Here is a 17851-nt window from a genome sequence, read left to right on the forward strand (position 1 = left end):
TCGTCGGCGGTGGGGCGGCGGACCTTGAGCGGTGGGGCGGCGGACCTTGAGCACGACATCGGCCAAAGTGGCGTCGGCAATCAGGCCGATCCGTGCGCCGACCTTCTCATATTCGCCATCCGGAATGCGCGACAGCGCGCCGGCACCCGCCTCGATCACAACGTCGAGGCCGAGCGACTTCATCTTCTTGACCGTCTCAGGTGACGCCGCAACGCGCGGCTCGCCTCCGACCGTCTCCCTTGGAACAAAAATCGTGCTGGCCATAGCCCCTCCCGGCAAACCACGCGCAAGATCACGCCAGGCGACGCAACGCCGCCTTTTGGCTTGCGCCACCTGTCATGGCGATGACGTCAGAGGACGAAAAAGCCGATCGCGCCCAGAATGATGAAGAGCAGCACCGAGAAGATGAAACCAGCCTTGGTGAAGAAGAAAGCAGCCATGCTGATCAGCAGGACGGCAATCAGCATCGTGCCGTATTTGGCGACGTTCGTGAAACCGCTATAGGTCCTATCATGCTCGGCGTAGTCCATTTCCGCGCCAAGTTCTACCGGACCCGAATGATGCTCTGACATTAACTTCTCCCCAGGCAATAGATGCCGCACCGCGGCAAACCCTTCCGAAGACTCGGATACACAAAGCCTTTCCGAAGTGCAATGCGGTGTTTTCGCCGAAGCGACCTTCTAATCGATTATAAACGACACAGAGCGAAAACTCCTTGTCCATTGGGCTTCAATTTATCATATTTTTCCAATAATTAGGCATTTCCGCGCACGGCCTGCCGCAGGGAACGGCCGCAGGTCACCCACGATTCTCCTTCTTCCGGTCAACTTGAATTCATTATCTGGTGACCGCGGATCTCTATATATGTAACGAACGTTTCAGGTTGACAGCTGCCGCAAGCCGCGGCACGACAGTTTAGAAACACCGATTTGTCCGGAGAATTCCATGCCGAGCCCGATCATCGCCATTCCCGCCGACACGCGCGAGATGGATGGTTACTATTGGCACGCCACCCCGCATCAATATGTCAATGCTGTGGTCAAGGGCGCGAAAGCGACCGCGCTGCTGGTTCCCGCGCTTCTCGAAGGCAATGACATCGACGCGATCCTCGACCGCGTCGATGGCGTCATGCTTTCCGGCTCACGCTCGAATGTCTATCCGGAACTCTACGGCGGCGACACGTCCGAGATCAACGGCCCCTATGATCGGCCTCGCGATGCGACGACGATGCCGCTGATCCGACGCGCGATCGAGCGCGGCATTCCGCTGCTCGCCATCTGTCGCGGCATCCAGGAGCTGAATGTCGCGCTCGGCGGCACGCTGGCCACCGAGATCCAGGACGTTCCCGGCAACTGGGACCACCGCCGCCCGGATGTGCCGGAGCGCGACCGCATGTATGCGATCCGCCAGACGGTCAAGGTCAAGGATGGAACCTGCATAGCCGGCATGCTCGGCACCGGCGAGTTCCAGGTCAATTCCCTGCACCGCCAGGCGATCGGCCAGGCCGCACCGCGGCTCGCCGTCGAGGCAATCGCCGACGACGGCACGGTCGAGGCAGTCTCGGTGGTCGGCGCCAGCAATTTCGCCGTCGGTGTTCAGTGGCATCCGGAATACTGGGTCGAGAGCGACGCGAATTCGGCGCGCCTGTTCAAGGCCTTCGGTGACGCGGTGCACGCTTATGCGGCGACCGTCCGACGCTGATCGAGCCCGAACCTCACCAGCCGATAAAGCAATAGCACACCGATCACCGCGGCATAGAAGAACGGCCGCGGCGGCCAGCTTTTCACCGCCATGAAGAAATGGATGACGCCCAGTGTGGCGATCACATAGACCAGCCGGTGCAGCCACCCCCACCAGCGGCCGAGCTGGCGGATCGACCAGTTGTTCGATGTCGCCGCCAGGGCGATCAAGCAGAGGAAGGCCGTCATTCCAAGGATGATGTATGGCCGGCGGAATATATCCACGAAGATGACCGGCAGGTTCAACTCCCTGTCCAGGATGAAATAAGTCAGGAAGTGGAAGAGGATATAGTAGAAGACCAGCAGGCCAAAGGCGCGGCGAAAGCGATAGAGATTCACCCGCGTCAGATCGCGCACCGGCGTGACCAGAAGGACCAGGATCATGAACCGGAGCGCCCATTCGCCGAGCAGGTGCTCGAAGGTCTGGATCGGATTGGCGTCCAGATTGTTGGAGGCACCCAGATAGAAATACCAGGCGGCCGGGATCAGCCCCAGACCATAGACCCACCAGGACGAAATCTTCGCCAGGATCTTGTTGATCTGCTTGGGGTAGTCGGCCTTCTTCTTTGCAGGAGCTGTGCTGCTGGCGATCGTCGTCATCTTTGTCGTCTCAATAGTTCTTGATCAGGTCCATGCCTGTATAGAGCGAGGCGACTTCGGCGCCATAGCCGTTGAATTTCTCGGTATCGCGCTTACCGGTGCCGCCGAAGAAGCCGCCGCCCTGCCCCAACACCCGCTCGCTCGCCTGGCTCCAGCGTGGATGGTCGCGCTCCGGATTGACGTTGGAATAGAAGCCGTATTCGTCGGGCGCGGCCGTGTTCCAGGCCGTCACCGGTTGGCTGTCGACAAAGGTGATCTTCTCGATCGACTTGATGCTCTTGAAGCCATATTTCCACGGCACGATCAAGCGGATCGGGGCACCATTCTGGCTAGGCAGCAGGTCGCCATACATGCCGACCGCGAGGATGGTCAGCGGATGCATGGCCTCGTCGATCCTGAGCCCTTCCCTATAGGGCCAGTCAAGCACTGGCGCCCAGCCGCCGACGCCGGGCATTTCGTCCGGACGCAACGCCGTCTGCATGGCGATGAACTTGGCGCTGCCCAGCGGTTCTACCTGCTTGAGCAGTTCGGAAAGCATGAAACCGGTCCAGGGCACGACCATCGACCAGGCCTCGACGCAGCGGAAGCGATAGATGCGCTCTTCAAGTGGTGTCCTGGCGATGAGCTCGCCGACATCGATCGTCATCGGCTTCTTCACCAGCCCATCAATAGTGATCTTCCACGGCATCGGCTTGAACTTGCCGACATTGGCGACAGGGTCACCCTTGTCGGTGCCGAACTCATAGTAATTGTTATAAGTGGTGGCGTCCTGCTTGGGCGTGATCTTGTCGTCGACGAGATATTTCGATTGCGCCGCCTTGAGCGAGGCCTCGGCCGGCAGGGCTCCACCCAGCAGGCCCGCAGCCATCGCGCCGGCCAGGAATTGCCGCCGCTTCAGGTAGATCGATTTCGGGGTGACGTCTGAGGACGGGATGAAAGGCGCTTTATAGGCAGGCATGGCTATTCCTTGACCCGTATATTGGTTCTGTCATCGAACCCTACGACGGATCGAGTGCCTTTGTTTCACAAGCTTGGTCACAACAACGTGAAAACCGTAATATTTTTGATTTGCCGGCTATTTCTTGTATTTCGAGCGCAGCCAGAGCACGACAAAGAAGAACATCACGATCGCCATTCCCGCCGCAAAGCCGAGCACCGGGGAATAGGCGCCGATGCCCAGCACGATTTTCGGCATGAAGTAGACACCAAGGCCCGCGACCAACAGAATGATGCCGGCGGCGATCGCCGTGTTGCGCGTCTCGTGCTTATCTTCGGCCATGCGCGGTCACTATCTCCATGGGCTTAGCCCTCGGTGATCGTCGCACGGATCTCCTGCAGGGTTTGCTTCTGCCTGCCGTCACTATCAAAGTTCGACGGATCAAGCCATGCCTCGAAAGCAGTTTTCAGACGCGGCCATTCGTCGTCAATCATCGAAAACCAGGCCGTGTCGCGATTGGCGCCGCGCGAGATCGTGTGCTTGCGGAACACGCCTTCGAAAGTGAAGCCGAGACGCTCGGCGGAAATCTTGCTCTGGGCATTCTCGTTGTGGCACTTCCATTCGTAGCGCCGGTAGCCAAGATCCTCGAAAACGTGCTTGGCCATCAGGTAATGCACTTCAGTCGAGAGCGGCGACTTCATCATCGCCGGACCATGGGCCACGCCGCCGACCTCGACCACGCCATTGGCCGGATCGGCGCGCATGTAATTGGCCATTCCGACGATCTTGCTGCTCTTGTTGTCGCGAAACACCTCGGTCAGCCAGCCGCCTTTCTTGACGCCGTCGAGCCAGTCGCCAAAAGCGGCAGCATCGGCGAAATCGGGTGCTGCAAAATAGCGGAGATGCTGGTTGATGCCTTCACGGCCCATCGCATCCCAAAGCGCATCGAGATGTTCTGCGCGAATATAAGGCTCCACCGCGACGTAGCGGCCCTTGAGCGTCACGGGCACGGGTGCCGGGCGTGGCGTCCAGTTCTTCAGGTCTTCCATGGTCTTCCCCAGCAGCAGATCGGAGGCGATTTCATCGCCTCCGTCATTGATCGGCAAGTCAAATTTGTTAATGGATGCTCACGCAGCCTTGGCGCTCGAAACCGTCGCCTCGATATGGTCGACCAGCGCATCGGCGAGACCAAGCCGGCCGGCGAGCAGGTCGAGATAGCCGCGCTCGGCCCGGGTATCGGGCTCGATGGCGATGCGCGAGGCGGTATAGAGTTCGACCTTCTGGCTCTCGCTCTGCGCTGCGGCGACGATCGCGTCAAGGTCGACCGGATTGGCAAGCTCGCCTTCGAGGAATTTCTGCGCATCGTCGCTGAGCCCAGCCAGCTTGACCTTGCCGAGGATCGCCTCGCGCTCCTGCTCGTCGACATTGCCGTCGGCCCGCGCAGCGGCGATCATGGCGCGCACCAGCACTGTGGCGAAATCGCCGCTATTGGTCGAAGCTTCAGGATGGAAATCGYTGTCAGCAGGCGGCGGCAGAAGCCCAGGCTGGGCGGTGGCGGCCGTCGACGCATCCGTCGGCTGGGCCTGCTGACCGGACTGCCAGTTCTTGTAGGCCTGGTAGCCGAGGCCGGCAATCGCCGCCAGTCCGCCAACGGCGATCGCATCGCCCGCAAGACGGCGGCCGGTGCCGGTGCCGAGCAGCACGGCGGCAATGGCGCCCGTCGCCAGCGGATTGTCCTTGGCGAGTTGCCCGACCTGCCCTGCTTTGTCCCGAACCGAACCGCCCACACCGGGCACCTGCGATCCCAGGAATTGATCCAAGAGCTTCTTCGCGTCGAACATGCATTCCTCCTAGCGTGTTGAATGGCGGTAAAGAACATAGGAACACGGCGGGAATATTACAAAGACAACCGGCCGCTACGATCCGCTCATCGGATTGAGGCAAGGCACACCCCAAAAGTCCCGCTCGTTATTGGTAACAACGACACAATCCTTGGCGACGGCGATCGCTGCAATGATTGTGTCCGGAAGGCTTCGCGAACGGCCAATCTTTTGCCCTTCGATCATCAGTTCAGCCCAGTGATGGGCCGCATTCTCGTCAAACGGCAGAATCCTACTCCGGAAAAGCTGAAGTGGGCCATTTGGACCCAAATACCAGTTCTCCAACGCATCCCGTCTCTTGCCGGCCGGTATCAGCAGTACCCCCGCCGCAGTTCCGCGATGGTCCACGCAGTAATGAAAAGGTCCTCGCCGCGTTGGGCACTCAGCCACGCTTTCAATGGATCGGATGGCTGCGGCTTGGACGGATCGCTGACGATATTGGTGTCGAGAAGAAATCGGGTCACAAGTCGACCGGCCGAAGCTGGAAATCCGATCTATCGAAATCGAGTTCGTCCAGTCGCGGCGCATCGTGAAGTGACGTCCAGATTTGCGCCCCCGACGGAGCGTCCGAAGTAGGAGCGCGTCCCTGCTCCGCCTCTTTGGCCGCCAATGTCAGCTGCTCGGCCAAAGCCTTCATCATATCCCTGTTCTTCTCGGGGACGATGATTTCAAGCCGCACCAAGCCGCGCTCGGCCAGCTTGGCGCGGTAATGTGCATTGGCCTTTTTCTGTGCAGTCGTCGTCATGCCGTTCTCCGGGAATATATATCCGGATATATATCACTGTAGGCGATAGGCCACAATCGCCTTACTTCGCCAGCGCCGCCGCCTCGGCCGCGAGCTGGGTAATACCCACCCAATTCCCCTCGGTGACCATCGCCTTCGGCGCGACCCAGGAGCCGCCGACGCAGATGACGTTCGGCAGGCTGAGATAGTCCCTGGCATTCTTCAGCGACACGCCGCCGGTCGGGCAGAACTGGATGCCGGCGAGCGGCGAGGCCAGGGCGCCGAGATAAGAGGCGCCGCCGGCCTGCTCAGCCGGGAAGAATTTCAGCACGCTATAGCCGCGGTCGCGCAATTGCATCACTTCGGTCGCCGTGGCCGCACCCGGCAGCAGCGGCACATCGCTTGCGGCGGCCGCATCGAGCAGCGAGACGCCGGCACCGGGCGAGACAATGAATTTCGCCCCCGCCTTGACCGCCTGCTCCCACTGGAACTCATCGAGCACGGTGCCGGCGCCGGCAACCGCGCCCTCGACCTCGTCGGCCACCGCCTTGATTGCGTCGAGCGCCGCGGCCGTTCTCAGTGTGATCTCGATCGCCTTCAGGCCGCCCGCGACCAGGGCGCGGGCCAGCGGCACGGCCGATTTGGCGTCGTCGATGACGATCACCGGCACGACCGGCTGCAGCTTCAGCGTGGAAAGAAGATTCTCGGTCTTGTCGCGCATCGGAGCGATCTCCTAAAACGATTGAATTGCCGGTTTGTTAGCGAACCGGCGGCCTTCTGTCGAGATAAAACTGCCTGTTCATTGCTGCCAGAATATGACAGCATAGTATGCGATATCGGATCATTCGCAAACAACGTCAGCGCCCATGTCCCGTTCCGAACGCCTGCTCGATCTCCTCCAGACGCTGAGGCGTCACCGCAATCCGGTCAGCGGCCAACGTTTGGCCGAAGAAAGCGGCATCAGTCTCCGGACACTTTACCGCGACATCGCTACGCTGCAGGGCCAGGGGGCCGATATCGAGGGCGAGCCTGGGCTCGGTTATATCCTCAAACCCGGCTTCATGCTGCCGCCGCTGATGTTCTCCGAAGACGAGATCGAAGCTTTGGTGCTCGGCGCCCGCTGGGTCGCGACCCGCACCGATGACGAACTCGCCCGCGCCGCCCACAATGCGGTCGCCAAGATCGCTGCGGTGCTGCCCGATGACCTCAAACCGCGCATCGAGGGCACGAATCTTGTCGTCAATTCGCCAATGCCTGAGCCAAGCCGGGTCGACCTCGCCGTCGTCCGCAAGGCGATCCGCAACGAGCATATGCTCGACATCACCTATCTCGACGCCGCCGGCGCCACCACCAGCCGCCGCATCTGGCCCTTCGTGCTCGGCTTCTTCGAGCGGGTGCGCATCGTCGCCGCCTGGTGCACTTTGCGCGACGATGTCCGTCATTTCCGCGCCGACCGTATCCTGACGATGGAGACGACGGGCATCCGTTATCCGCGCCGCAAGGCCGTACTGCTCAAAGAATGGCGAATTGCACATGAGAGCAATACAGATACTGACAAAAATTGACAGCATATAGCGCTACACCTTTTCCCACGGTCGCCAACGACCGCAACGCAGAAAAGGGAAACGACCATGAACGCCAGCTACAATCTGCTCTATGTCGACAGCGCCCCGAAATCCCGCGATTTCTATGCCGACCTGTTCGGCCAGAAGCCGGTCGAGGATTCCGAGAATTTCGTCCTCTTCGTGCTGCCGAACGGCGTCAAGTTTGGCCTGTGGAACCGCCGTGACGTGACCCCTGCTGCCAACCAGCCGGGCGGCTTCGAACTTGGCCTGCCGGTGTCCAGCAAGGACGAGGTCGATCGCGTCGCCGCCGAATGGGAAGCCAAGGGCATCGAGATCATCCAGGCGCCGGAAGACATGGATTTCGGCCGCACCTTTACAGCGCTTGATCTGGACGGCCATCGCCTGCGCGTCCTCTATGTGGAGATGTGACGATGAGCGCCTGGATCGGGGTTGCCGCCGCCAATCATGTCGCCCGTGGCCGGGCTGGCGGCTTCATGCAGGTCAACCACGGCAAGCGGGCGCCCCTCGCCCGCATCCAGCCGGGCGACACGATCATTTACTACTCGCCGTCGACCGAATTCGGCGGCGGCGAGAAGTTGCAGAGTTTTGTCGTCGCCGGCATCGTCCGGCCCGGCGAACTCTATATGGGCGATATGGGTGAAGGTTTCACGCCGTGGCGGCGCGATGTCGACTGGTTCGAGGCGGAGCCCGCGTCGATTCTGCCATTGCTTGAGCGGCTGGAACTGACGCGGGGAAAGACGAACTGGGGTTACGGTTTCCGCTTCGGCCTGATCCGTATTTCGGACCATGACCGCGACGAGATCCTCAAAGCCATGCGGGTTCAGGTTGCCTCGGAATAGGCCTCGTCACGCGCCGCCGCGGCAGGCTTCTGCTCGGCTTCGATGAACTGCGCCAGCGTCATGTTGTCAAGCACATCGGCCATGGCGTCGCGCACTTCCGTCATCGACAGGCGTACGAGGCATTCCTCCGGATTAAGACAATCGTCGCAGATCTCGAAGGCCGTGCGGCTGGCGCAACGGATCGGTGCCAAGGGCCCGTCCAGCGTGCGGATCACATGCCCGATCATGATCTCGGATGTCGTCTTGGAGAGGCTGTAGCCACCACCCGGCCCCTTCTTCGACCGCAGCATGCCGGCCTTGCGAAGCTCGAGCAGGATGGCGTCGAGAAACTTCTTGGGGATGTTGTTGCGCTCTGCGATTTCGGTGATGAATGCGGTTTCGCCGGGCGCCAGCTTGGCTAGGTCGGCCATCGCCTTAAGCCCGTATTTTGCTTTCTTCGTCAGCATGCTCATCCTCTGTCAGACCGGCAGGCCGGCCTGTATTCGCCCCGATGCGACCGTTATACCCTTCAATTTCCATATAATTAGTATAAATAATGGCAGTTGCAAGGCTTTTCGGCGCCTGCATCGCGACAATACCATATTGTTTCTACACAGATAGTGACAAGCCGTCGCTGGCCGTGTTTGCCACTCGGAAGAGTGGGGAAACCGATCGCCACTATGTCGCGATAGAACGCGCGCCTATCGTTATCGAAATTTCATTCCGGGGCCGCGGCTGGAAGCTGCTCACCCGATCCCTCCAAAAGTTATTCAAAAACATCTTCCCGCAAACTCTATTTCACCAGAAATCGCAGCGCGCAATCGGCTCGATCACCGAAGAAACTGCATATTTTTTGTTGTCAATGCCTTCCTATTGCTTGCCGTCCTTCTCCAATACTCACGAAAATCATCAGCGCGCAGGACAATAGTTAACCTGAGGTAAAGATATAGGGTTTACAGTTCGTATCCGTTGGGACGAGCGCCGGTTCGGCGTGGCTGGAGGGCTTCGACCACAGGACGGAAGCGCGGAAAAGCGGGGGCGGCAGGCGTGGGGCCAGGCCGCTGCCCAGAGCAGATTGCGTAGGGGCATACAAGCATGACAACCAACACCGATGCTGTCGTTACATCCATTGCGGAAACCAGCAGCGAAAGCGGCACGCTGGGCATCGGCGACACCATCACCTTCACGCTGACCACCGATCAAACCATCTATGTCACGCAGACGGCGGAACTGACGCTCAGCAACGGCGGCTATGCGGTCTATGCCGGGCTCGACGGCAACGGCAACCCCACATTCACCTACACGGTCGCCGAAGGCGACACGGCCACGACCGATCTTACCGTCACCGGCCTCGATGCGAGCGCCGGCAAGATCTATGGACCCGGCTCGCAAGTGAGCCTCGCCACGCAAACCCTGGTCAACACGGGCAATCTGCCGTTTTCCATCGCCACGGGGGATTTCGACGGCGACGGCAAGCTCGACCTGGTGACGGCCAATCAGTCGGACGACACGGTCTCGGTGCGGCTGGGCAACGGCGATGGCAGCTTCTCGGATACGGCGACACTTGCGGTCGGCAGCTGCCCCAGCTCCATTGCCGTGGCCGACGTCAACGGCGACGGCAAGCTCGACATGCTGGTGGCCAATCAGCAGGACAATACGGTTTCCGTGCTGTTGGGCAACGGCGATGGCAGCTTCGCCAGCGCGTCGAACATCGCCGCCGGCAACAGTCCCAGTTCCGTCACGGTGGCCGATGTCAACGGTGACGGCAAGCTCGACCTGCTGATTGCCGACGAAGGCACAGATACCGTTTCCGTGCAGCTGGGTGATGGAGCGGGCAGTTTCTCGGCATCGGCGGATATCGCCGTGGGTACCGATCCCTATGTCGTCAGCCTGGCGGATATCGACGGTGACGGCAAGCTCGACCTGGTGACGGCAAATTACAGCAGCGACTCGCTGTCGGTGCGGTTCGGCGACGGTTCCGGCGGTTTCTCCGGCGGATCGGACATCGGCATTATCGGGCACGGCACGTCCGTCGCCGCGGCGGATGTCGATGGCGACGGCAAGCTCGACATGGTGACGGTCGATTATGCCAGGGACACGTTGTCGGTGCTGCTGGGCAATGGCGATGGCACGTTCACCAGCGTGGCCGATATCGGCATGACCGGAGACCCGATCTCCGTTGTCCTGGCCGATATGAACGGCGACGGCAAACTCGACCTGGTGGCAGCCAAACGCTATGACGGCGCCATCTCGATGCTGCTCGGCAATGCGGATGGCACATTTTCCAACCAGATCGATATCAATGTCGGCTCACGCCCCCGTTCCATCACCCTCGTGGATGTCAATGGCGACGGCAAGCTTGACGTGCTGGTCGGCAATCAGAATGACAATACCGTCTCGGTCCTGCTGAACACGTCGGCCGACAGCGTCTCCTTCGACACGTCAAGCATCGCCAGCGCCACCGGCGCCGACAGCGGCTATGCGGTAGATGCGAGACGGCCCGATGCGCCAAGCGTTGTGCTAACCCATGACACAGGCTCGACCGGCACCGATACGATCACCAGCAATGCGGCGCTGACCATCACCTGCGAGAGCGGTGCGACGTTGAGCTATATCGTGGATGGCGGGGCTGCGTCGGGCAGCTATGATCCGACCGGGCTCGCCGACGGCGACCATACGGTCATCGTCACCCAGACAGATGCGGCGGGCAATGTTTCCAATGCTACCACCATCACCTTCACACTCGACACCAGCATCACAGCGCCGAGCATCCTCCTCACCGACGATACCGGTACCTCCAGCGCCGACCAGATCACCAGTGATGGTACGATGTCCACCGTCACCACGGAACTCGGCGCGACCTTGAGCTATGTCGTCGATGGCGGCACCGCATCGAGCAGCTATGATCCGACCGCGCTTGCCGATGGCCAGCACACGGTCGCCATTACGGAGACGGACCTGGCTGGTAATGTCTCCACCTCCGCCAGCATTACCTTCACGCTCGACACCAGCGCTGCGGCGCCGACTGTCAGCCTTACCAACGACACCGGTTCCTCCAGCACGGATACGGTCACGAATGATGGCAGCCTGACCATCGGTGGCAAGGAGACGGGTGCGACGCTGAGCTACAGCGTCGACGGCGGCACGGCATCGGGCAGCTACGACCCGACTGCGCTTGCTGATGGGCAACATACGGTCACCGTCATCCAGACGGACAAGGCCGGCAACGTCTCCACCGCCGGCAGCATCACGTTCACGCTCGACCGGACCGTGCCGGACGCGCCAGGCCTCGCCTTGACCGACGACACCGGCACATCGAGCACGGACAATGTGACGAGCGACGGCAGTCTGACCATCACAGGCAAGGAAGCCGGCGCGACCTTGAGCTATGTCGTCGATGGCGGCAGCGCATCGGGCAGCTATGATCCAACCGCGCTTGCGGAAGGACAACATACGGTCTCGATCACCCAGACGGATGCGGCAGGCAATGTCTCCGCCGCCGGCAGCATCACCTTCACGCTCGACTATAGCGGCGCCACGCCGGTTATTCGCCTGACCAGCGACACGGGCACGTCCAGCGCCGACCAGATCACCAGCGATGCCGCCCTGACCGTCACCGGCATAGCGAGCGGCGCGACGCTGACCTATGTCGTCGATGGCGGCACCGCGTCGAGCAGCTATGATCCGACGGCGCTCGCCGATGGCGAGCATACGGTCACCGTCACCCAGACCAATATGGCGGGCGTTGTCTCTGCCGCCGGCAGCATCACTTTCACGCTCGACACCAGCGCTGCGGCACCGACCGTCAGCCTGACCGACGACACCGGCTCCTCCGACACGGACGAGATCGCGAGCAATGGCGCCCTGACCATCACCAAGGAGTCCGGCGCCACGCTGAGCTATAGCGTGGATGGCGGAAGTGCATCGAGCAGCTATGATCCCACTGCGCTCGCCGATGGGCAGCATACGGTCACCGTCACCCAGACGGACAAGGCCGGCAACGTCTCGACCGCGGGCAGCATCACTTTCACGCTCGACACCAGCGCCGCGGCGCCGACCGTCGGCCTGACCGATGACACCGGTTCCTCCAGTACAGACAACGTGACGAGCGACGCCACCCTGACCATGACCAAGGAAGCCGACGCGACATTGAGCTATGTCGTCGATGGCGGAACGGCGTCGAGCAGCTACGATCCGACTGCGCTTGCCGACGGCCAGCACACGGTCAGCGTCACGGAGACGGACAAAGCGGGCAATGTATCGACCGCAACCCGCATCACCTTCACGCTCGACCGCGGCGCACCCTCGGCTCCATCTGTCGCCCTGACGGCCGATACCGGCTCTTCCGACAGCGACCACATAACCGGCAATGCCGCGCTGACCATCACCGGCACCGAAACCAGCGCAACGCTGAGCTATGTCATCGATGGCGGGGCGGCCACGGCCAGCTACGATCCGAGCGCGCTTGACGACGGCCAGCACACGGTCAGCATCACCGAGACCGATGCGGCGGGTAATGCCTCGACGGTCACCAGCATCACCTTCACGCTCGACCGGGATGGAATTACGGCGCCCGTTGTCGCCTTGACCTCCGACACGGGCGCCTCCGGCACCGACAACGTCTCGAGCAATGTGGCGCTGACCGTCACCGGCACGGAGACCGATGCGACGCTGAACTACACAGTGGATGGCGTCGCGCTGACAGGCAGCTACGATCCAAGCGCGCTTACCGATGGCCAGCACACGGTCAGCGTTACCCAGACGGATGAGGCTGGCAACGTGTCCATGGGCGGCAGCGTCACCTTCACGCTCGACCGGACTGCGCCGACCGTGACCGGGCTTGTCGCGTCAGGTTCGGGCATCGTCAACGGCTCCGGCACGCTCACCACCGGCGATACGGTCGCACTCAGCCTGACATTGAGCGAGGCCGTCGCTATCGCCAATGGCGACAGCCTGTCGCTGTCGCTCAGCGACGGCGCCCATGCGACATTCGATGCGGGTGCCTCGACGGCGACAACGCTGGTCTTCACCTACACCGTGGCCCTGGGAGACACTGCGGCCGACCTTTCGGTGACGAACGTCCAGTTGCACGGAGCGTCCTTGACGGATGCGGCCGGTAACGTGGCAGATCTGTCGGGCGCAGTCGGCAACCCCGCGGGAACGTTGGTCATCAACGGCGATACCGGCACGGCTGGCAAAGATTCCATCAAGGGTACGGATGGAGACGATGCACTGCGCAGCCTCGGGGGCGATGACGTGATCTCGGGCCGTGGCGGTGACGACATGATCCTGGGCGGCGCCGGCAACGACAAGATATCCGGCGGCAGGGGCAACGACAATCTGCGTGGGGGTGCCGGCGACGCCGGGCATGACACGCTGGTCGGTGACGCGGGCGATGATACGCTGCGGGGCGGTCCAGGTCGTGACATGCTTTCGGGCGGGGCCGGCGACGACAATCTTTATGGCGTCACCGGCAACGACCGTTTGCTGGGCGGCGCAGGTGACGACGAGTTGCATGGCGGACAGGGAGCCGACAGGCTTGTCGGCGGCACGGGCCACGACACATTCGTATTCTCAAGCCTGTCCAGCAGCACGGTCAAGAGCGCAGGGCGCGACACCATCGCCGACTTTGGCAAGGGCGACCACATCGACCTGTCGACGATAGACGCCAGTAGCGATGTGCAGGACAACCAGTCATTCTCTTTCATCGGCATCGGAAGTTTCGACGGCAGCGCCGGCGAGTTGCGCTACGAGACGCAAGGCGCCGACACCTATGTCTATGCCGACACGGATGGCGATGGCCATGCAGACTTCAGCCTGCAGCTCAATGGCATCATCAAACTCTCAAGAGAGGATTTCATTCTCTAAAGCCAGATGGAAAAGGCGCCGGCTACACCGTGACCTGCGTCAAATTGGCGCTGGCGAAAAGAATCTTGACCATCGTCCAGTCGCCGCGGCTGGTGTGGCAGTCCGCTGCATCGCAGCGGCCACAATAGCAGGCGATCTGCTGGTGTTTGTCCTTGTCCTGCACAAACGCAATACACGCCGGTTCTCGGTCAACTGCCGGGAAAAGCCGCCATTTTTGGCTTTCACAGCCATTCCACAACCACACATCTTATGGATGGCCAGCATGCCATGCCGAAGCAGGCGACAGCCGGCGTAGCGCAATTGAGCAAAATCGAGCCTCTTGAACATTGATCCACAGTCCACTTTTTGGCACTGCAAACTAAAGAAAGCTCAGCCTGCAAGACGAAAATGATCGTCCTTTTCCCGCTTTAAAACAGGCAATGAACGTTCAAATCACCGGATTTCCGCGAATTAAGCAAACGGATACCGCTTTGCTTAGATGAATCGTAATTCTTGTCAGATATCAATTTCCCTGTCACCGCCAACCGTCCCAATATTGTCATCAAGGAGTAGGGGATGTCGAAACTGCTTGCACGCTTCCTTAAGGAAGAATCCGGCGCGACTGCCATCGAATATGGCCTGATCGCCGCTCTGATTTCCATCGCACTGATCACCGGGGCAACCGCCCTCGGTACCGCCCTCAACAACCAGTTTGAAGCGCTCGCTGGCAAGCTGAACGCCACCTGACAGTAGTCTGGTCGCCAATCGACGGCGCGGCCACGCGATCGCAAGGTTCATTGTCTTTCTCCGTCTCCTTGAAAGGCAGTGGACCTTGCGCCGCCGGCCGGCTGTTTCGGCCGCCTGAGGCTTCAGAACGATAATGCTGAACCGCGGGGCATCCACCCACGCGGATAACCGTATTTTCAGGCAATTTTCGACGCCATTCGCATGAACCGCGGCGCAACGTCGACTGCTCAGCCTCGCAACAGCACGATGACGAAAAGCAAGCCGCAATAGGTCAGGTGATGCAGCAGCTGGTCGGCGCCATGCAATGCCCAGAACGCGCGCGAATTCGTCGAATTCTGATGCGTCTGTGAATAGACCACCTTGGCGAAATCGATGAGATAGTGGATGGCAAACTCGCCGGCCGTGAGCCCTACCATCGCCAGACCACCCAGGCCCGCGACGAAATAGACCGGCAGCGAGCCAATCGCGTGCAGGCCGGCATGAACATAGCCTCCCGCCATGCGGTAATCGCCTTTGCCGCGCAGGATCCAGCCGGATTGCAGCAGATAATCGGCGACAAAATGCTTGACCTGCAGCCAGACCAACATCCCGATCACCAGGCTTGGCGTCGTCATTCCTTCCTCCTCACTCCCCCGTCCCAATCCGTCGGGCGGACCGGCACGATCCGTCCCGCCACCGGCAGGACGCTGAAATAGGCCAAGACCGGGACGAGGCGTTTGTCAAGTGCGGCCCTGCACAAACGACATCGACGCAAATGTCCCTGCAGCCGTAAAACACCAGTGAGAGGACGTGTTGGCTGGTCATTTCCCCTGGCAGATCGGCAATTCCTTGATCGGTCCCGGAGGATGGTCCTTCTTGTACTGGACGATGATCGGCTCGAGTGTTTCCTTGTGCCAGAATTTCGGCGCGCCGATTTCCTTTAGGCAGGTGTCGTTCCAGTAGAGACCCTGGCTCGCCGGCGATTTGCCCACGGCGACGGCCTTGTCGATGGCGTTGATGTCACGCGCCTGCGGGTAGATGTAGAGCGTCGTGGGATCGTTCTGGATCATCGACATGACATGCTTGGCGTCAGTCTGCGACCAGCTGGTACAGCCATCACTGCGGCCGCCGTTATAGTCGACCAGCTTGCCGAACGGCACGAAACCGTCATGGTTTGCATACTGGCTCTTCGGATCTTTCATCCGGCACATGCCGCCGAGCTTCACCGCCGGATGACCGCCGATCAGGCGTTCCTGGGCATTTGCCGTATCCCCCTCGCCGCTGAACTGGACGAAGCTGCGAAGAAACGGAGCGTCCTGGCCCGGACGAACCTTGTAATACCCCTTGAACGTCTTCTTCATACCGGCCGTCACATAGACGCCGCCGGCCGTCAGGTCGGAATCCATGGCATTGCCGAAATTCTTCACGCAACGCCTGCCGTTGGAGAAATTCGCGACGCTGCCCAGTTTGCGGCCACTGCCGTGGCCGGCAGGGATCGCCTCGAAATCATGGCTGGCTTCGCAGATGATGTAGAAGCGCTTGCCGAGCTTGAAATTGCCCATGTCATTGGGGCGCGTCGCGTCCATGGCGAAATAACAGGGATTCTTGACCGCGCCGGCCGCCAGCTTTTGCAGATAGAGCGTCCGCGCCCGCAGCAGCACGACCTCCGTGATCTGGCCGTCATTGTTGCCGACATGGGCCTTGAGCCAGTCTGGTATGTCTGCCGACTTCGCCGCGACAGATGGTTCGGAGCCAGATATGGCAAAAACGCACGCCATGCAGACGGCGATCAGTATGCGCGCTAAGAACGTCAAAGCGTATTTCCCTTCCAGATCGAGCGCTCGCCTCGCAACAGCCGAGCACGACGACGCGCCTGCCCCGATGCCTACAGGCGACCATGCCGATTGAGTTGCTTATTTGCATTGCGCGAATATGACCATTCAAATTGCTCGCCCCGCTATCACGAGAATTTGACAATGTCCGGGCCGATCTCCATCGCATCCTCTACCCGATCGTTGCTCCGCCACGAGCCTCGAGCAGGCGCCAGGCCAGATGCTCCCAAGGTATCCACAAGCAGAGGCATCGTTAAGAGAGGTTGCAAGGTAAGGTTACTTTAGCAATCTGTTTTTCACCGCCGCGCCTTTATGCAATTTTCACTCCGCCTGAGAAGGCACGGGTGTGGCGGCAACGCCAGGGGACTTGCCCCATGCAAGTCCCTGTCCGGTCAGCCCTGCATCGGACCGCCCATCATCATCCCCGCTCCAGCCGCCGAGGTCGAGATTGGCCCAAAACCGCAGGAAGGTTTCGGCCGGCGGAAAGGCCGTCTCTGGGAAGCAATGTCATGAACCCGATAGCTCATCCATGGTTGCTCGGAGGCAAATCCGTCGCAGATTCCTGGCCGATGAAAGGGTAAATCGATGTAACGCATTGTTTCATCGCTTTATTAGCCTTGACTAATTTTCTGGAACCTTCCCTTCCCTGTCGCCTTTTGTCGGCATCGGTACGCCGAAACGAAAGGAACAGATGATGAAAGCCACTCTCCTCATTGCTACCGCTGCCGCCCTGTCGGCCAGCACTTTTGCATATGCCGGCGATAACGGCGGTAAGGTCACCGGTCTCGTTGGTGGCGCCGCAACGGGCGCCGTCATAGGCGGCCCTGTCGGCGCCGTGATCGGTGGCGCCGTAGGCCTCACTTTGGGCGCGGCCATCGACCCGCCGCCGGATCGCGTCGTCACCTATGTCGAGGACCAGCCGGTCGAGCGCTCGGTCATCGTCAACGAAACTATCCGCGTCGGCCGGCCGCTGCCGGAGCGCGTTGTCTTGACACCGGTTCCCGATGATCGCCGTTATGCCTATGCGATCGTCAACCAGCACCGCGTGATCGTCGACCCGCGCAACCGCGTCGTGGTTCGCGTGATGGAATGACAAGTCCAGGGACGGTCTCGGACGGCCGTTCTTCTGAGGTCGGCGCGTGCCGCCGGCCGCCGCAGGACG

The 17851-nt window shown here is 60.8% G+C and carries 18 protein-coding genes and 2 pseudogenes; 7 read left to right on the plus strand and 13 right to left on the minus strand.

Annotation, left to right across the window (positions count from 1 at the left end):
* Nucleotides 1–264 (minus strand): annotated as a pseudogene (locus AC1DYF_RS29710) (NAD(P)(+) transhydrogenase (Re/Si-specific) subunit alpha); the annotation flags it as partial.
* 86 nt (nt 265–350) lie between these two features.
* Nucleotides 351–572: an aa3-type cytochrome c oxidase subunit IV gene (locus AC1DYF_RS29715; protein WP_477881124.1), complete on the minus strand. Its 222-nt coding sequence runs from the start codon at nt 570–572 to the stop codon at nt 351–353.
* Nucleotides 573–945: 373 nt separating this feature from the next.
* Here AC1DYF_RS29715 and AC1DYF_RS29720 point away from each other — a divergent pair, with 373 nt between their 5' ends.
* The gene (locus tag AC1DYF_RS29720) at nt 946–1701 is read left to right on the plus strand and encodes a gamma-glutamyl-gamma-aminobutyrate hydrolase family protein (protein ID WP_477881126.1); all 756 of its coding nucleotides are present in this window, start codon (nt 946–948) and stop codon (nt 1699–1701) included.
* On the opposite strand, the gene msrQ is transcribed toward AC1DYF_RS29720, so the two are convergent.
* The 8 genes and pseudogenes from msrQ to AC1DYF_RS29760 form a co-directional block, all read right to left on the minus strand.
* Complete coding sequence (msrQ, locus tag AC1DYF_RS29725; RefSeq protein WP_477881223.1) at nt 1677–2330, minus strand: protein-methionine-sulfoxide reductase heme-binding subunit MsrQ; 654 nt, start codon at nt 2328–2330, stop codon at nt 1677–1679. The two genes, AC1DYF_RS29720 and msrQ, sit on opposite strands and share 25 nt — an antisense overlap.
* Nucleotides 2331–2349: 19 nt before the next feature.
* The gene (gene msrP, locus AC1DYF_RS29730) at nt 2350–3297 is read right to left on the minus strand and encodes a protein-methionine-sulfoxide reductase catalytic subunit MsrP (protein ID WP_477881128.1); all 948 of its coding nucleotides are present in this window, start codon (nt 3295–3297) and stop codon (nt 2350–2352) included.
* A 117-nt stretch (nt 3298–3414) separates the two neighbouring features.
* Nucleotides 3415–3618, minus strand: coding sequence for a hypothetical protein (locus AC1DYF_RS29735; protein ID WP_477680387.1), 204 nt, complete (start codon nt 3616–3618; stop codon nt 3415–3417).
* 23 nt (nt 3619–3641) lie between these two features.
* The gene (locus AC1DYF_RS29740; protein ID WP_477881225.1) at nt 3642–4325 is read right to left on the minus strand and encodes a GNAT family N-acetyltransferase; all 684 of its coding nucleotides are present in this window, start codon (nt 4323–4325) and stop codon (nt 3642–3644) included.
* A gap of 78 nt (nt 4326–4403) precedes the next feature.
* Nucleotides 4404–5117 (minus strand): tellurite resistance TerB family protein, encoded by a 714-nt coding sequence (locus AC1DYF_RS29745; RefSeq protein ID WP_477881129.1) that lies wholly within the window; start codon nt 5115–5117, stop codon nt 4404–4406.
* Between the two features lie 75 nt (nt 5118–5192).
* Nucleotides 5193–5620, minus strand: a pseudogene (locus tag AC1DYF_RS29750) (PIN domain-containing protein).
* Nucleotides 5617–5901, minus strand: coding sequence for a hypothetical protein (locus tag AC1DYF_RS29755; protein WP_477881130.1), 285 nt, complete (start codon nt 5899–5901; stop codon nt 5617–5619). Before AC1DYF_RS29755 ends, AC1DYF_RS29750 begins: the two are co-directional and overlap by 4 nt.
* Before the next feature lie 61 nt (nt 5902–5962).
* Nucleotides 5963–6601 carry a 2-dehydro-3-deoxy-phosphogluconate aldolase gene (locus AC1DYF_RS29760; RefSeq protein ID WP_477881131.1) on the minus strand — a complete coding sequence of 213 codons (639 nt, stop codon included), beginning with the start codon at nt 6599–6601 and terminating at the stop codon, nt 5963–5965.
* A gap of 145 nt (nt 6602–6746) precedes the next feature.
* On the opposite strand from AC1DYF_RS29760, the gene AC1DYF_RS29765 reads away from it, so the two are divergent.
* The 3 genes from AC1DYF_RS29765 to AC1DYF_RS29775 all read left to right on the plus strand — a co-directional run bounded on the left by AC1DYF_RS29765 (nt 6747) and on the right by AC1DYF_RS29775 (nt 8305).
* Entirely contained in the window at nt 6747–7445 is a 699-nt protein-coding gene (locus AC1DYF_RS29765) for a helix-turn-helix transcriptional regulator (protein WP_477881133.1), read from the plus strand.
* 66 nt (nt 7446–7511) lie between these two features.
* On the plus strand, nt 7512–7874 hold the full coding sequence (locus AC1DYF_RS29770) for a VOC family protein (protein WP_477881135.1): 363 nt from the start codon (nt 7512–7514) through the stop codon (nt 7872–7874).
* Between the two features lie 2 nt (nt 7875–7876).
* Nucleotides 7877–8305 carry an EVE domain-containing protein gene (locus AC1DYF_RS29775; protein WP_477881136.1) on the plus strand — a complete coding sequence of 143 codons (429 nt, stop codon included), beginning with the start codon at nt 7877–7879 and terminating at the stop codon, nt 8303–8305.
* On the opposite strand, the gene AC1DYF_RS29780 is transcribed toward AC1DYF_RS29775, so the two are convergent.
* Complete coding sequence (locus AC1DYF_RS29780) at nt 8287–8751, minus strand: RrF2 family transcriptional regulator (protein WP_477881138.1); 465 nt, start codon at nt 8749–8751, stop codon at nt 8287–8289. The two genes, AC1DYF_RS29775 and AC1DYF_RS29780, sit on opposite strands and share 19 nt — an antisense overlap.
* A gap of 628 nt (nt 8752–9379) precedes the next feature.
* On the opposite strand from AC1DYF_RS29780, the gene AC1DYF_RS29785 reads away from it, so the two are divergent.
* Together AC1DYF_RS29785 and AC1DYF_RS29790 are read left to right on the plus strand one after the other, a co-directional pair.
* Nucleotides 9380–14152 carry a beta strand repeat-containing protein gene (locus AC1DYF_RS29785; protein ID WP_477881140.1) on the plus strand — a complete coding sequence of 1591 codons (4773 nt, stop codon included), beginning with the start codon at nt 9380–9382 and terminating at the stop codon, nt 14150–14152.
* Nucleotides 14153–14707: 555 nt separating this feature from the next.
* Nucleotides 14708–14878: a Flp family type IVb pilin gene (locus tag AC1DYF_RS29790; protein ID WP_477881141.1), complete on the plus strand. Its 171-nt coding sequence runs from the start codon at nt 14708–14710 to the stop codon at nt 14876–14878.
* Between the two features lie 227 nt (nt 14879–15105).
* On the opposite strand, the gene AC1DYF_RS29795 is transcribed toward AC1DYF_RS29790, so the two are convergent.
* Both AC1DYF_RS29795 and AC1DYF_RS29800 read right to left on the minus strand, forming a co-directional pair.
* Entirely contained in the window at nt 15106–15492 is a 387-nt protein-coding gene (locus tag AC1DYF_RS29795; RefSeq protein ID WP_477881143.1) for a DUF3307 domain-containing protein, read from the minus strand.
* A 186-nt stretch (nt 15493–15678) separates the two neighbouring features.
* Nucleotides 15679–16635: a hypothetical protein gene (locus tag AC1DYF_RS29800; protein WP_477881227.1), complete on the minus strand. Its 957-nt coding sequence runs from the start codon at nt 16633–16635 to the stop codon at nt 15679–15681.
* Nucleotides 16636–17380: 745 nt separating this feature from the next.
* Between AC1DYF_RS29800 and AC1DYF_RS29805 the strand changes: the two genes are divergently transcribed.
* Entirely contained in the window at nt 17381–17782 is a 402-nt protein-coding gene (locus AC1DYF_RS29805) for a DUF1236 domain-containing protein (protein WP_477881145.1), read from the plus strand.
* Nucleotides 17783–17851 lie beyond the last annotated feature (69 nt).

The organism is Rhizobium sp. P2_G9 (assembly GCF_056403475.1).